The organism is Bacillus sp. EB01 (assembly GCF_000613125.1).
Classification (GTDB): domain Bacteria; phylum Bacillota; class Bacilli; order Bacillales; family Cytobacillaceae; genus Bacillus_D.
This window is the reverse complement of sequence record NZ_HG964497.1, coordinates 3,847,408-3,861,636: the sequence shown is the minus strand read 5'-3', so window position 1 is coordinate 3,861,636 and position 14,229 is coordinate 3,847,408. Positions and strand designations below refer to the sequence as shown.

The window sequence follows — 14,229 nt, the reverse complement described above, 5'->3', positions numbered from 1 at the left end:
TAAACCGCCATAGGGAATGCCGCACGGAATGGCGTATTGATTAAGGGAGGTATTCACTTGGAAGAGGCGGGTTCACTTGAAGCCATAGCCTTTGACAAAACTGGAACCTTGACCAAGGGTGTCCCGGCGGTAACCGATATAAAAACTCACCGTACGATGGATGAAAAAGAAGCGTTTTCCTTAGTGGCTGCGCTTGAATATGGTTCGCAGCATCCCCTTGCCTCGGCTATTCTTAAAAAGGCTGACAGCATCGGGGTAAATTATAGAGATATAGAGGTAGAGAGTGCTTCCTCGGTTACAGGCAAAGGCTTAAAAGGCATAATTAACGGAACAACCTATTACGTAGGAAATCCTCAGTTTATGGATGCGGTTTGCAGTGAAAAGGTAGAAACAGAACAATTAAATAGTATAACGTCACTTCAGGAGCAAGGGAAAACAGTAATGGCCCTCTTTACTGAAGCTAATATCCTTGCTTTCATAGCGGTTGCCGATGAAGTCCGGGGCAGCAGCAGGGAAGTAGTTGCGAGGCTTCATGAAACGGGTATAAAGAAGACAATTATGCTGACAGGTGATAATCAAGGAACTGCTCGTGCTATCAGTAAACAGATTGGCGTCACGGATGTACATGCAGAACTCTTGCCTGAGGAGAAGCTAAGACAAATTAATCTACTGCGCAAGGAATATGGCAAGGTGGCAATGGTTGGAGACGGCATAAACGATGCCCCGGCACTTGCGGCAGCAAACCTCGGGATTGCAATGGGAGGAGCAGGGACAGATACTGCGCTTGAAACGGCGGATGTTGCTCTCATGGGCGATGATTTGCGCAAGCTCCCTTTCATGATTAAGCTGAGTCGTAAAGCACTTACCATTATAAAACAAAACATTACGTTCTCTCTTGCAGTCAAGCTTTTGGCATTGCTTCTCGTTGTACCAGGCTGGCTGACCTTATGGATTGCCATTTTTGCTGATATGGGTGCGACACTTCTTGTAACTCTGAATGGCCTGCGGCTATTAAAAGTAAAAGATTGAAACCGGCCACACGAAGGCGGAATTGAAATGAATAACAAATGGAATGCGTTCATTTATAAGCTTTGGGCACCGTTTTATGACCAATTGTTTGCTAAAGGTTCTTTTCTCAGGGCACGAAAGAATATTTTTGGTTCACTTTCCTTTCAACAAGGCGATAAAGTTCTGTTGGTTGGAGTAGGCACAGGCGCGGATTTAGTACACATGCCGCACAATCTTGATATAACCGCAATTGATTATTCAAACGAAATGCTTGAAAAAGCAAAAAGTAATCTTCCTGGCTCTGGTATTCAATTTTTTCAGATGGATGCCCAGGACTTGAAATTTCAGAATGAAATGTTTGATTGGGTAATTGGAAGCTTAATTTTAACCGTCGTACCTGACGGGGGAAAAGCACTTGCCGAAATGGTTAGAGTCTCAAAAAGAGGCGGCCAAATCGTTATTTTTGACAAGTTCAAACCAAGTGGACGGAGCCTTAGTCTGCTGAAGAAAATGGCAAGACCGATTATCCGCCTGTTAGGAACGGATATAGGCGTTTCTTTTGAGGGATTGGCCGAACGGGTTCGGCGGGATATTATTATTAAGAAAAATGAAGGCATCCTCTTTAATGGAATGTATAAATTTATCCTGTTGGAAAAGAAACGGGATAAGTCAAAATAAAGCGGCAGGGGAGAAAAACGTCATGGGACATCACCATTCACATGATCACGGACATGGACATCACCACCATCACCATTCAGGTAACAAGAAGGCACTTCTATTGTCATTCATCCTGATTGCAACTTTCATGGTTATCGAGGTAATCGGTGGCATTGTAACAAACAGCCTGGCTCTTTTGTCTGATGCCGGGCATATGCTAAGCGACGCAGCCGCACTTGGGTTAAGTTTCTTTGCAATTAAGCTTGGGGAGAGGAGCGCAACTCAGGCAAAAACTTACGGATATAAAAGATTTGAAATTATCGCTGCTGCACTCAACGGCCTTACATTAATTGCTATTTCAATTTTTATTTTCATCGAAGCCTTTGAAAGGTTTTCAAATCCTCCTGAAGTTCAGAGTTTTGGGATGCTGATTATTTCAACACTTGGGCTCCTAATCAATATAGCTGCCGCCTTTATTCTGATGAAGGGTGACAAGGACGAAAATCTGAACGTTCGAAGTGCTTTCCTCCATGTATTGGGGGATATGCTTGGCTCTGCAGGAGCGATTGTAGCTGCTTTATTAATGATGTTCTTTGGCTGGGGCATCGCAGACCCAATTGCAAGTGTGATTGTCGCAGTGTTGATTGTCATCTCTGGCTGGAGGGTGACTAAGGACTCTTTCCATATCCTTATGGAAGGGGCACCTGAACAGATTGATTTTGAATCGCTTCGAAATGCATTGATGCAAATTCCTTGTGTGAAGGATGTCCACGACTTGCATATATGGTCGGTTACATCAGGGATGCCGATGCTAAGCTGCCATGTCGCCATTTCGGTCGATGGTGTGCATGATAGTGTACTTCGGCAAGCACAATCCATACTTCATGACCAATATGGGATTGAACATAGCACTATCCAGGTTGAAAAGGCCGATAATGGCTGTGCCAATCCTCATGAAGTTTGCAATTAAATATAAAAAATAAACATGGGCGGAATCGTTCATGTTTATTTGTGGAAAATAGAGAGAAAATCTGGAAAACAAACTTAAATTCTAAGTAGAATGAAATAAGGAATCTAATGATTGGAACGGAAAGCGAAGCGCCCAGAGTGGAAATCAAACGTTAAACTAAATAGTTCATTCTATATACATATAGTTTTGTAAGAAAGAATAACCTGAAGCTGTTAAGTTGACAATTTACATGTAAGAATTTATAGTTATCTTGAATTGATAATATTTTAATTAAAAATGTCGAAGGGTGGAAACTCCTATGAAACATATTTTCAAGCAAGGACAAAACTCAGATGCTCCCGTCCTTTTATTACTACACGGTACGGGTGGAAATGAACAGGATTTATTGCCCCTGGCTGACATGATTGACCAGAACGCTTCTGTACTAAGCGTTCGTGGCAATGTGCTGGAAAATGGGATGCCCCGCTTTTTCCGCCGCTTGGCAGAAGGTGTTTTTGATGAAGAAGATCTAGTCTTTCGTACGAAGGAATTGAATGATTTTCTTGATGAAGCAGCAAAGAAATATCAGTTTGACAGGGATAACATCATCGCGTTGGGATATTCAAATGGTGCCAATATTGCCGGCAGTTTGCTGTTTCATTATGGAAAGACTTTGAAGGGGGCAATTCTCCATCACCCGATGGTTCCCAGAAGAGGCATCGAACTACCAGACTTGTCAGGAACTCCGGTATTTATTGGTGCAGGGACGAATGATCCAATCTGTCCTGCACAAGAGTCGGAAGAATTGAAACAATTACTCGAGGGTGCCGGAGCCAATGTGCAGATTCATTGGGAACAATACGGCCACCAATTGACCAGGAGTGAAGTGGAGCAGGCCAGTCAGTGGTACAAAAATAGTTTCCCAGTCGCCGAGTAAGTCCAGTGGTGGAACAAAAATTCGAATACTGTTTATCGAGCCGCCGATTTACGGCGGCTCTTCTAATTGTTACCTAAGCTTCATATAACATAACATGTCCAAATTAGAAGGCGGGATGGATATGTTATGGCTTAAAAAAGGTGTTGCGATCATAATCGGCAGCATCCTGGTGGCAATTGGAATCAACCTGTTCCTGATTCCCCATAAGGTTCTCGATGGGGGAGTCATAGGACTTGGGCTGATTGTAAACTATCTTTGGGGAATTGAACCTGGTAAATCAATAATTTTATTGAGTATCCCTGTCTTTGTTTTAGCCTGGTTTAAGTATCGGGCTTATTTCTACAACAGCCTTCATGGTTTACTTGTATCTTCGCTATTCATAGACTGTTTCAATTTCCTTGAGGTATATGGGATAACTGCAAGTCCCGCCTGGTGCTCGATTTTAGGAGGAGTCCTTGTCGGGATTGGAATTGGAATTATGCTTAAGTATAAAACAAGCACTGGTGGGACGGATTTGATTGCCCAATTCATTTCAGATTTGACAGGCTTTAATGTAGGTATGCTGATTTTTACAATTGATATTATTGTCATTTCAATAGGAGGGTTCCTTTTTGCAAAAGAAACCTTCCTGCTTTCCGCTTTGGCAGTACTTTCCGTTGGGTTGGCCACAAGTATGGTTACGTGGGGAAAACAAGCTTAGTGGTGTTTTCATGCTCTTCCTTTTTGTTATAGTAGAAGCATGTATACAGTAAAGGAGCTAGTAAAATATATGAAATCCCGCTTATTAATACCAGTACTTTGGTTGCTGATACTATTTTTGCTTGTTTCATGTTCAAAGGACGAAAGGGAAGAAAGCAAGGAGGCATTGCTTATTTCTTCAGCAGTCAGCATGAAAGGAGCGCTAGAAGAGATAAAGTCCGTCTATGAAAAAGAGAATCAGGAAGTAACAATTCAATTCAACTATGGTTCATCAGGTGCTCTTGCAACACAAATTTCCCAGGGTGCACCAGTGGACGTATATATTTCTGCAGCGACTGAACCGTTTGAAAAACTTGTACAAGCCGGGAAGATTGATCGTGATTTTCACAGCACTATCGCCGGGAATAAGTTAGGTCTGATTCAAAAAAAGAATAGTGGGAAAAAGATTAGCAGCTTTGAAGAACTGGAACGGACCGATATAGAAAAAATCGCGATAGGTACTCCAGAAACTGTTCCCGCTGGAAAATATGCGAGGGAAGTACTAGAAAACCTACATCTTTGGGAAAGACTAAAAGGGAAGCTCGTTCTTACAAAGGATGTCGGCCAGGTAGCCTCCTATGTGGAAACGGGAAATGTCGATGCAGGCATTGTGTATAAAACGGACGTGCTAGGTACGGATAAACTTGTGATAAGGGAAGAAGCAGCAGAGAGTCTTCACTCACCAATCGTTTATCCTGCCGGTGTACTTGAAGACAGTGAAAACAAACAGCAGGCAGAAAAGTTTTATAAGTTTCTTTCCGGAAAAAAGGCAAGTGCTATCCTTGAGGAACATGGTTTTCTTATACTGAAGTGAACCGCCGAATTAGACACGCAATATAGAAAGATGTAAATTGGTTAAAAAGAGTTATTAAAAAGACTCGGCCGGCAGAGTGGTTTCGAAAGGGGAGTAAACAAATGGAAGCAAACACGCAGGAAGGACAAACGCAAATAAATGTTGGCGGTTTGGATTTCGAATGGAATCTTAAAAATGGCCAATTTATTTTTGAAAAAGAAGATGCTGTATTATTTTGGATCAGCTCCGCCATGAAAACATTCTTCGACACCATTGAGGAAGTTTCCGGTGAGGAGGCAGGTGCATTGGTTCTTGAAGCAACCGGATTTCGCCAAGGTCTTGTCGTCAGCGAATATTTTACATCCCGGAATGTTTCTGTAAAAGAAGCTTCCAGCCTGATACCCAATACATACGCATCTGCGGGATGGGGCACAGCCATCATTAAAGATTTGGATATTGATGAAAAAACGTTAAGGATTGAGCTAAAGGATAGCTGGGAGTACAAAATAAATAAGGCACAGGAGAAAAGTGCCGGCGGAAAATACCTGCCAGCGCATTATGCCGGCATTTTTACCGGACTCCTAGGCACAAATATTTGGTACAGGGTTGTGAGTGACCAGCTTACGGGGGATGAATGTACGATTGTTGAATACTTTCCTTCCAACATTACTGTTTCAACCAATATTCATGAACTTGCAAGACGGAGGGAATCCGAGAAAATCCGGGAGCTAGAGAGCCTGGTAGAGGAAAAGACAAAAGATCTGCAGGAATTGGTTAAGGAACTCTCCTCGCCTATTATTCCAGTTTTAGAAGGTATTGTTGTGGTGCCATTGATCGGCAAATACGATGAAAGCCGCTCTGAAAACCTCCTTGTAAAAACTTTGTTCAATCTTCCTAAATATAAAGCTAATTACCTTGTTTTGGATTTGACTGGACTAGATCATGATGTCGAGGATTACGGTATCGATTTTATCCAAAAGCTCGGATCCGCTGCTTCACTTGTTGGAATTGAGACAATCCTTGTCGGGATTTCTGCTGAATTAGGAGCAGTTGTAACCCAATCACAGATTAATTTATCAAAATTTCAATGCTTTCAAACATTACAGCACGGGATTTATTATGCACTGTCGCAAAGCGGCAAGAAAATACTCTAAAAAACAGGCATTGCAAATTGCGCAATGCCTGTTTGTATAACAAAAAAAGGCCGATTTCCGGCCTCTAATTTAGAGAAACTCGAAGTATCAGCCCTGCTTTGCAGGATCTGATGTATTCAACTGAAATACAAGTTCGCTCAAAGCAATAGTTACAAGATCCCGCTCCGTATAATCAAACGTCTCCAAAGGAGAGATCCGGTTTCGCTCAGCCAATTTTTCTCTGATTTGCTGGCACATCCATAGGTGATAGTCTGAAAGCTCAACCTGTTTCAACAAATTAGCAATCCCTCCTTTCTGACGCTGAGCTTTACCCAGAATCAGAAACTAAGTGAACCTTTAATGAAGTGGAGATTCTTCATTCTCCACTATTGCAAGAAGTGTTAATGTGGGGAAATATGAAAATTCTGTTTAAAGTCCCTCTATTACTATTTATCCCCATATTAAGGCTTTAGCAAACGTTCTAAAAGTATGCTTCATCCAATTTTTTGACAGGTAATTTCAGGAAAGCTCCCTAGCCGCGCTTTTTTTGTGGCGGTTTTATATGAGAAACAAGACCGTCAACATCGGTAATATAAAACTGTATTTCGGGGCGCTCTTTTAAATAATGGTCCTGTAAAAGCTGGTAATAGTTTACACGTCTGCTTGGATCAAATTGGAGCATGGGGTATTCGTTCTTTTCTTTCACATACAAATCCACTGCTTTCTGTACTTTATCCATCTCGACCGGGATTGCCTTGTCGCTTTCCTCAAAAATATCATACGTCTCCTTGGACATATAGAATTTCTTGGACGGAATTCCCCCTAGAATATGAGCAAGCTGGGTAAAATCAATGCTGTTATCATCATTGACGAGTATAGTCCGGTAAACCCCTTTTGGCAGGCTGTCGGAGAATTTCCTGATAGCGTTTCTAACTTCTTCAAGGTATACATCTATCTCTGGCAACTGCTTTGCGGATTCCGCTTCTGCTGAAGTCTTTTTCTGTTTATGCTTCTTAATCTTATCTGCGGCCGGTTTAAAGTATTTTATTGCCAAGGCATAAGCTGAGTATCCCCCAAACAATATACCAGCAGCTAAACCAAGAAGCGTAAATAATGGATACAACGACAGCAATTTATCAAGCATATTGCCACCCTTATAGCCAAGAAACACAGATATGCCGATTGTAAAGGCAAATACCATATGGAGGGATAGCGCTTTCATTAAAAAAATAGAAAAATCATTCCAATGCTGGCTGTTAATGTCTTTTGCACTTTTTAAATACTCAATAACCTTAGTCTTTAAATCATCCGATACGTTATTTTCATCTAAAAAGGAATTTAGATAATCTTCCAAGGGTTTATTCTCATTTTTTAGAATACAGGCTGATTTTTCAAAAGGGCCCCTTTTGTAATGAACATAAATCATCTTTTCTTCAAGGCCAAGCTCAATATCTTCTGTAACTCTTCCAAAATTGGTAGAAAAGGTCTTTTTCATTGTTATGCCCCCTTTTGGCAATTCTGGGCAGCGGCCTGTTTCCTGGCGTCATTCCTCGCATCTTTGATGATTTCTACGGCCTCTTGCTTAGAACGCTCGAAAAGCTCCATGGCTTCTTTTTCACTGCTGGCTCTGATAAGCCTTGCCTCTACTTTGGCATGTTGGACTAATTGCTGCTGTTCGGCAAGTTTTTGTTCGGCTTCAGTTTTATATTTTTCAGCAATCAGCAATTGTTTTTCAATATAAGTTTGCCTATCTTCCATAACATTTAAAAGTTTCTTCATTACAAATTTTTTGATAAGAAATACTAATATAGTAAAAATGATAGCTTGATAAATCATTGTTCCAAGTGATATTTGTATGCCAAACAATTCGATGTCTCCCATTTAGAATCTCTCCTTTCTTAACTTTTACTAATCATTTACCCATTCTAACCAAATAAATTTATGTGAGTCGATGAGCGATATAAACCATAGTCAGAGTCACAAAAATATATGCCTGGATAGCACCGATAAATAGGCAAAATGCCTGCCAAATCAACATTGGAAGTGCGGCGAGCAGCGCTAGGTAGAAACCGCTTACAATTGTTCCAGCAAGAATAGCAAGCATTACCTCACCTGCGTATATGTTCCCGAAGAGTCGAAGGCCCAGGGTGAGCGTTGTACTTAATTGTTCAAGGATATTAATGGGAAGGAATGCTTTGAATGGTTTGAAATAGCTTTGGAAGTAATGTTTGAATCCATGTATGCGGATATCAATGAAGTGGGTGTAGGCCATAATCATGATGGCTAACGTCATTGTTACGTGGGCATCGGCTGTGGGTGATTTCCACCATACAACCTGTTGTTCTTCACCTGTTACAATTGAAAATGGGATTCCCATGCTGTTGGATATAATTAAAAAGAGAAGCAGCGAAACACCTGTGGATAAAATAAAAAGATTTTTTAATGCCCCCAATCGAATTACTCATAATTCCCTGGACGAATTCAATTGTCCATTCCATGAAGTTCTGAAGGCCTTTTGGCACCCCTTTTTCCAATCTTCTTATTGACAGGAGTGCAATAATGAAGACAAGCAAGGATGCGACGGTACTTGTTAAAATCACAGATAAATCGAAGGTAACCCCAAGCCATGTGACCAAAGGCTTCCCGTAATGCATGATTTCCTACCCCTTTCTTTCTCTAATCTATATAAAGTATGTTCTGCCTGGAAAAGTAATTTCGCCTTGGAAAAACGAAGCATCTTCCTGTAGATATACAATTGAGGGAAGGATGTAGGATGTGTTATCTGCTTAGTCAATCTTAACATATAATTATTCTTCCTTAATTGTAAAATTTGTCACAATATTTCCGGAACTTTATTTCAAAATTATCACACATTTGACTAGATTATTTATTGAAAAAATAAGACTTTGTTATAAGAACATTGTTTTTAAACAGAAAGAACCTCAGTATTATCCCAAATAAAAAACCTGATTCTAGGAGAATCAGGAGCCGGCTTTAAACTGTTTAGTTCAGTATATTTGGATTTTCTTCGTATTTTACACTAATTTCGTTCAAGGTTTCATCGAAGCTTAGAATGGTATTTGTATGTTCAAAGAACCACCGGTCATTTTCTTCAACATAAAAGGTGATCCCTTTGACTATTTTTGAATAACCAGCGTTTGTTGGCGCTTCAGCAGAGAAGGCAAGGGTATAGCCCTTATGTTTGACTCCAAGGCCTGCGTATTGAGGGTAAAGGCGTATGCTTAAGGGAGCTTTTATATCAAATTCATTGGAAAACCAGGAAAATGCTTTTTCATCCAGTGACAAGATCATACTATTTACACCAGCCTTTTAAAGGTATTGGGAGGCGTTTGCTTCCTTGACTCTAGATTAAACCGTTTTCATCGCCGGATACTATGATAATGTTCACACTTGGAGTGAAGTTCATAGAGTGTTCAACTTTTTAGTTTGTTTTATAGTTTTCTTCAATTTGTAACATCCTTATAGTGGCTATGGTGTTATGATAAATCAAAAGAACGAAGGAGATAAAAAAATGGCTGATACCAACAAGGAAATCACTCTAGCAATAAATGACATAAAAAACATCATCCAAGGATTTAGTTCATCTCTTGAGAATATAGAAAATAGGCTGGCCCGGCTCGAGAAAATGGACAGCATTGAGCATCGGGTTGCCGTCAATCAAATTGACCTTTCGGATATAAAAGAATCTCTAGAGAGAATCGAGGAAAGGCAAACAGACGAAATTCTCAAAGCCGTCAAAGAAATCAGGGAAGCAACTAGCAGGCCAGCCAATGACGATATTAAGCATATTAATAGAAGGCTTGATTCGCATCTAGTTAAACTCGCAAAGGCCGAAGAAGAACTTATCATGCTGCGGAATAATAGGTGATTTTTAAATAGGCTGTGTTAGCGGATATTGTTGATTTTATAGCAGTGTTGATTGTAGCGAAAGGCGTGAAGACTCCTGTGGGAGCAGCTGGACAGGTGAGACCCCGCAGGAGCAACGCGACGAGGAGGCTCACCGCCAGCCCCACGGAAAGCGAAGCGCCTGGAGCGGAAATCAACAACATTGTTTAACACAGCCAAAAATTAGAAAGGCAATTCCCATTAAATTAAGGGAACTGCCATTTTTCGTTTAATACAGCACATGATAAAATCCATGCTAAGTGAAGCTTCAGTTATGAAAGAATTCCGGGGTTAGCAACCGGAATTTGCTGTTGTAAAGCAGGTTCTTCTGCTTCTGCCATCTTGACAGCCTCTATATACCGGATATGATGTTCTTCCATATCAAGTATTCTGAAAGAGTACTGATCGCAATGGATAATATCGCCTTCCCGTGCATCAAAGTTCTCTGTCAGGATCCAGCCGCCAATTGTATCGATATCTTCATCATTGATTTCAAGGCCAAGCAAATCATTGACTTCACTTATAAGGACCTTGGAGTCGATGATATAGTGTTCGTCCTTTATTTTCCGGACCATAGGGATTTCGTCCATATCGAACTCATCGCGGATGTCCCCGACGATTTCCTCCAAAATATCTTCTACCGTTACGAGCCCCGAGGTACCGCCATATTCATCCATCAGGATGGCCATATGGATCCGGTCCTTCTGCATTTTCAGGAGCAAATCATGAATCGGAATTGTATCGATTACACGGATGATTGGCCTTACATAATGCACGATTTTTCTTTCTGTATATTTACCTGTGCCAATCAAATCGGTCATGATTTCTTTAATATTAATTAATCCTATAATATGGTCCTTATCACCGTCGATGACGGGATAGCGGGTAAATTTCTCATCCTTAATGGTAGCAAGGATGCCCTGAAGTGTATCATCCTTTGAAAGCGAGACAATTTCTGTTCGAGGCACCATAATTTCCTTGGCTATCCGGTTATCAAATTCAAAAATTCTATTTACATACTTAAACTCTGATTGGTTTATTTCACCACTTTTATAGCTTTCGGACAGGATGATGCGAAGTTCTTCTTCTGTATGGGCCAGGTCATTCTCTGAAGCCATTTTCATACCGAAAAGCCCTACAGTAAGCCTTGCGGAGCCATTTAAAGCCCAGATGAAAGGATACATCAGCTTATAAAAAAAGATCAGCGGCCTTGCCATCATTAAAGTAATAGTTTCCGCTTTTTGGATAGCCAATGTTTTTGGGGCAAGCTCCCCTATAACAACATGGAGAAACGTAATCAGCCCAAACGCAACGGCAAATGTCAATACCTTGGAAACAGTGGGAGCAACATTAAGCCAATGAAGGACCGGCTCCAGCAATTTTTCCATTGTTGGCTCTGCAATCCAGCCAAGGCCCAGCGCAGTAACTGTAATTCCAAGCTGGCAGGCGGACAAATACTCATCCAAATTGGTAATTACCCTTTTTGCTGCTTTGGCGCTGCTGCTTCCTTCCTCAATCAACTGGTCTATCCTTGAACTTCTAACCCTGATAATCGCAAATTCAGATGCGACAAAAAAGGCTGTCAAAGCGATTAAAATGGCTATTAAAACCAAGTTTAATATGTCCAATAAAGTTCCTTACCCCGATTCTTTCGGGTAAAGGAGTCACCTCCTGAGAGTTTAAAACTAACTTGTTAATTCCTTAAGGGATTTAAGCAGGGCATTCCCTTCCTCATTCAAGTTTCTCGATACTATATCCCTTTTTTTCGTATCAAGCTTCTGGATCAGCGGCAAGAGGGCCGACAAATCGTCATGAAGCTGTTTCATTTGCTGAGCGACCAAATGGGCCTGGTCTTCCAATTGGGATTCACGGATTCTTCCGGCTTTCTTGATTTCTAGCTTTCTCTTAATCTCATCAAGCGGAAAATGCATACTTTTGCATTCCTCAATATACTTCAAGTCGGCAAGTGTACTTTTATCATATAGCCGGTAGTTGGAGTGGGTCCGTTCTGCGTTCAGGAGTCCAATCGACGTGTAATAATCAATGGTCCTCTTGGAAACACCGGCCCTGGTTGCTAGTTCGCCAATTCGGTAGAAAACCCCATCATACCACCTCGATATATAAAATTAACAATAATTATATCGGATAACAAACTATACAGTCAAACGTACCAGTTGATGGATTACTGCTTTACAACAGTTTATGGGATACGCGGCAAGGTTATGTGCATAACCTACATGAGTTTTTTCCAATCACGGGCAAGAAGTCCATACACAATTAAATCATGGAATCCAGTATGAAGAAGTTCGCCATCCCTGATCTTTCCTTCCAACGCAAACCCGAGCCGTACCGGGATTGCCCTGCTTTTCAGGTTATGTTCTCCGCAGCGGATTTCGACTCGATTTAGGCCAATATCATAAAATGCATAATTTAAAACAGCTTGGACCGAACGGAGCATAATTCCTTTACCCTGGGCTTGTTCAGCAAGATAGTAACCGACTGAAGTTTGTCTGTTCCGCCAATCTATAAAATGCATACCAATGCACCCGACTAGTTGGCCCCGGTAACGGATTCCTGCATTGAAGCCGTTGTTTTCGGCAAATTGCTTAAGCCACATTGGAATGATGGTTTCGTATTGATAGTGACTTGCCATATCATCGACCCAGGGAAGCCATTTCCGCAAATGATGTCTGTTTTGGTCAACCAAATTAAATAATGTTCTGCAGTCCTTTAATTGGAATAGCTGCAGCTCTATATCCTGATCCACTTTTAATGTAAACATTTTAAATCCCCCTCTAAAAAAACTTTTATTATAACTAAGGTTTCTCGGGTTATCACTTGGCTATTGTGTTTTGGTAAAAACAACAATAGAAAAGACATGTAGGCGTGGGCAGCGTTAATCGCAGGATACTTACTGTGTTAGTTTTGAATATATATGCTCAATGGAGATTTGTAACCCTACATAAATATACTTTCAGGCTAGGGAAAATATTTATTTATAGAGTCACGGACTGTGTACGCATGGTTTTCGAAAGCAGAAATAAGCACCTTGATATAGAGAACCGGAACCACATATCTTTTTTGTCCTAAAAAGAAACCCGTACTTAAGGAAATTAAGTACGGGTTTCTTTTTGTTCACTTGTGTTTTTTTCGAAGTGTGGCTCAACATGGATAATTGCATAGCGGACTCCATGTTTGGATTGTAATCCCTTTTCTATTGCTTCTGTGATGGCATGCCCCTCAATGATAGTGAGGTTTGGATCTACAAGGATGGTCGATTCTATGAGCGTCTGATTTCCGTGTGTTCTTGCCTTTATTTCGGTAACACCTTTAACTCCGGCTGTACTCTCAATCGTCTGCTGTAGTTCAGGGACCTTTGTCACATCAAAACCATCTGTTAATGCGTGAGAGGCATCGTGGAAAATTTCCCATGCCGTTTTGCATATGATTAATCCAACAATGATGGCGGCAATCATATCAAGCCAGACAATGCCTATCTTTGCACCAATAATTCCGATAAACGCTCCTACTGATACAAGGGCATCTGAACGGTTATCCTGAGCAACCGCTCTGATCGCGTTGCTGTTTATCTTTCTACTCAGGTTAATGTTGTAACGATAAACACCCAACATAATGGCTGCCGCTCCTATCGCGACCCAAGCTGTGAGCCAATCCGGTTCAGCTTGGCTTCCAGAGAATAGAGATTGGACACCATCCATCAATACCTGAAACCCAACACCTAGCATTATGAAGGCTGCTACTAGGGAAGCAATAGTCTCAGCACGGTAATGGCCATAATGATGATCTTTGTCAGGCGGCTTTTTTGAAATCTTAAGCCCTACCAGTACAGCTACTGACGCCAGGACGTCTGTCAAATTGTTCAGTCCGTCTGCCCAAAGGCCATCGGAGTTACCCATTTTTCCGGCAATTAATTTGCATGCAGCCAGAAAGATATAGGCAAAGATACTAACCCAAGCACCCGTCTCCCCAGACTTCAGTTGGTTCTTCCTCTCCATTGTTGTTCCTCCTAAAACAGATATACAAGCTAACCATAATTTATAAAAAAGTATATACTCTCCACATACAATTCTTATTGTTGTCAAAGTTG

At 41.1% G+C, this 14,229-nt stretch carries 15 protein-coding genes and 2 pseudogenes; 8 read left to right on the top strand and 9 right to left on the bottom strand.

Annotated features, from left to right (window positions below; genetic code table 11):
• The 7 genes and pseudogenes from TY16_RS17980 to TY16_RS17950 all read left to right on the top strand — a co-directional run.
• A pseudogene (locus TY16_RS17980) lies at positions 1-1,029 on the top strand (heavy metal translocating P-type ATPase); the annotation flags it as partial.
• A 27-nt stretch (positions 1,030-1,056) separates the two neighbouring features.
• A complete protein-coding gene (locus TY16_RS17975) occupies positions 1,057-1,686 on the top strand; it encodes a class I SAM-dependent methyltransferase (RefSeq protein ID WP_043933194.1) in 630 nt (209 codons plus the stop codon).
• Positions 1,687-1,708: 22 nt separating this feature from the next.
• Positions 1,709-2,635 (top strand): cation diffusion facilitator family transporter, encoded by a 927-nt coding sequence (locus TY16_RS17970; RefSeq protein ID WP_043933193.1) that lies wholly within the window; start codon positions 1,709-1,711, stop codon positions 2,633-2,635.
• 298 nt (positions 2,636-2,933) lie between these two features.
• On the top strand, positions 2,934-3,551 hold the full coding sequence (locus TY16_RS17965; protein ID WP_043933192.1) for an alpha/beta hydrolase: 618 nt from the start codon (positions 2,934-2,936) through the stop codon (positions 3,549-3,551).
• A gap of 121 nt (positions 3,552-3,672) precedes the next feature.
• Positions 3,673-4,251 carry a YitT family protein gene (locus TY16_RS17960; protein ID WP_043933191.1) on the top strand — a complete coding sequence of 193 codons (579 nt, stop codon included), beginning with the start codon at positions 3,673-3,675 and terminating at the stop codon, positions 4,249-4,251.
• 69 nt (positions 4,252-4,320) lie between these two features.
• Complete coding sequence (modA, locus tag TY16_RS17955; RefSeq protein ID WP_043933190.1) at positions 4,321-5,103, top strand: molybdate ABC transporter substrate-binding protein; 783 nt, start codon at positions 4,321-4,323, stop codon at positions 5,101-5,103.
• A gap of 101 nt (positions 5,104-5,204) precedes the next feature.
• The gene (locus TY16_RS17950; protein ID WP_043933189.1) at positions 5,205-6,236 is read left to right on the top strand and encodes an STAS domain-containing protein; all 1,032 of its coding nucleotides are present in this window, start codon (positions 5,205-5,207) and stop codon (positions 6,234-6,236) included.
• Positions 6,237-6,323: 87 nt separating this feature from the next.
• On the opposite strand, the gene TY16_RS17945 is transcribed toward TY16_RS17950, so the two are convergent.
• The 5 genes and pseudogenes from TY16_RS17945 to TY16_RS17925 all read right to left on the bottom strand — a co-directional run bounded on the left by TY16_RS17945 (position 6,324) and on the right by TY16_RS17925 (position 9,527).
• On the bottom strand, positions 6,324-6,512 hold the full coding sequence (locus tag TY16_RS17945) for a hypothetical protein (protein ID WP_043933188.1): 189 nt from the start codon (positions 6,510-6,512) through the stop codon (positions 6,324-6,326).
• A 235-nt stretch (positions 6,513-6,747) separates the two neighbouring features.
• Entirely contained in the window at positions 6,748-7,710 is a 963-nt protein-coding gene (locus TY16_RS17940; protein ID WP_043933187.1) for an AtpZ/AtpI family protein, read from the bottom strand.
• 2 nt (positions 7,711-7,712) lie between these two features.
• Positions 7,713-8,096: a F0F1 ATP synthase subunit B family protein gene (locus tag TY16_RS17935; protein WP_043933186.1), complete on the bottom strand. Its 384-nt coding sequence runs from the start codon at positions 8,094-8,096 to the stop codon at positions 7,713-7,715.
• A 58-nt stretch (positions 8,097-8,154) separates the two neighbouring features.
• Positions 8,155-8,815: pseudogene (gene atpB / locus TY16_RS25840) on the bottom strand (F0F1 ATP synthase subunit A).
• A gap of 403 nt (positions 8,816-9,218) precedes the next feature.
• Complete coding sequence (locus TY16_RS17925; RefSeq protein ID WP_043933185.1) at positions 9,219-9,527, bottom strand: HesB/YadR/YfhF family protein; 309 nt, start codon at positions 9,525-9,527, stop codon at positions 9,219-9,221.
• A 220-nt stretch (positions 9,528-9,747) separates the two neighbouring features.
• Between TY16_RS17925 and TY16_RS17920 the strand changes: the two genes are divergently transcribed.
• Positions 9,748-10,104, top strand: coding sequence for a hypothetical protein (locus TY16_RS17920; RefSeq protein ID WP_043933184.1), 357 nt, complete (start codon positions 9,748-9,750; stop codon positions 10,102-10,104).
• A 289-nt stretch (positions 10,105-10,393) separates the two neighbouring features.
• Here the strand turns inward: TY16_RS17920 and TY16_RS17915 are convergent, their stop codons facing one another.
• From TY16_RS17915 to TY16_RS17900, 4 genes are all read right to left on the bottom strand, one after another.
• A complete protein-coding gene (locus tag TY16_RS17915; RefSeq protein ID WP_043933183.1) occupies positions 10,394-11,749 on the bottom strand; it encodes a hemolysin family protein in 1,356 nt (451 codons plus the stop codon).
• A 57-nt stretch (positions 11,750-11,806) separates the two neighbouring features.
• Entirely contained in the window at positions 11,807-12,208 is a 402-nt protein-coding gene (locus TY16_RS27145; RefSeq protein ID WP_052342782.1) for a MerR family transcriptional regulator, read from the bottom strand.
• 146 nt (positions 12,209-12,354) lie between these two features.
• On the bottom strand, positions 12,355-12,903 hold the full coding sequence (locus tag TY16_RS17905; RefSeq protein WP_043933181.1) for a GNAT family N-acetyltransferase: 549 nt from the start codon (positions 12,901-12,903) through the stop codon (positions 12,355-12,357).
• Between the two features lie 331 nt (positions 12,904-13,234).
• Positions 13,235-14,137 carry a cation diffusion facilitator family transporter gene (locus tag TY16_RS17900; protein ID WP_043933180.1) on the bottom strand — a complete coding sequence of 301 codons (903 nt, stop codon included), beginning with the start codon at positions 14,135-14,137 and terminating at the stop codon, positions 13,235-13,237.
• Positions 14,138-14,229 lie beyond the last annotated feature (92 nt).

What these genes read in the sequence shown, in the direction of transcription:
- TY16_RS17975 (WP_043933194.1), top strand. Translation starts at nt 1,057, where the DNA reads ATGAATAACAAATGGAATGCGTTCATTTATAAGCTTTGGGCACCGTTT.
- TY16_RS17970 (WP_043933193.1), top strand. Translation starts at nt 1,709, where the DNA reads ATGGGACATCACCATTCACATGATCACGGACATGGACATCACCACCAT.
- TY16_RS17965 (WP_043933192.1), top strand. Translation starts at nt 2,934, where the DNA reads ATGAAACATATTTTCAAGCAAGGACAAAACTCAGATGCTCCCGTCCTT.
- TY16_RS17960 (WP_043933191.1), top strand. Translation starts at nt 3,673, where the DNA reads ATGTTATGGCTTAAAAAAGGTGTTGCGATCATAATCGGCAGCATCCTG.
- modA (WP_043933190.1), top strand. Translation starts at nt 4,321, where the DNA reads ATGAAATCCCGCTTATTAATACCAGTACTTTGGTTGCTGATACTATTT.
- TY16_RS17950 (WP_043933189.1), top strand. Translation starts at nt 5,205, where the DNA reads ATGGAAGCAAACACGCAGGAAGGACAAACGCAAATAAATGTTGGCGGT.
- TY16_RS17940 (WP_043933187.1), bottom strand. Translation starts at nt 7,710, where the DNA reads ATGAAAAAGACCTTTTCTACCAATTTTGGAAGAGTTACAGAAGATATT.
- TY16_RS17935 (WP_043933186.1), bottom strand. Translation starts at nt 8,096, where the DNA reads ATGGGAGACATCGAATTGTTTGGCATACAAATATCACTTGGAACAATG.
- TY16_RS17925 (WP_043933185.1), bottom strand. Translation starts at nt 9,527, where the DNA reads ATGATCTTGTCACTGGATGAAAAAGCATTTTCCTGGTTTTCCAATGAA.
- TY16_RS17920 (WP_043933184.1), top strand. Translation starts at nt 9,748, where the DNA reads ATGGCTGATACCAACAAGGAAATCACTCTAGCAATAAATGACATAAAA.
- TY16_RS17905 (WP_043933181.1), bottom strand. Translation starts at nt 12,903, where the DNA reads ATGTTTACATTAAAAGTGGATCAGGATATAGAGCTGCAGCTATTCCAA.
- TY16_RS17900 (WP_043933180.1), bottom strand. Translation starts at nt 14,137, where the DNA reads ATGGAGAGGAAGAACCAACTGAAGTCTGGGGAGACGGGTGCTTGGGTT.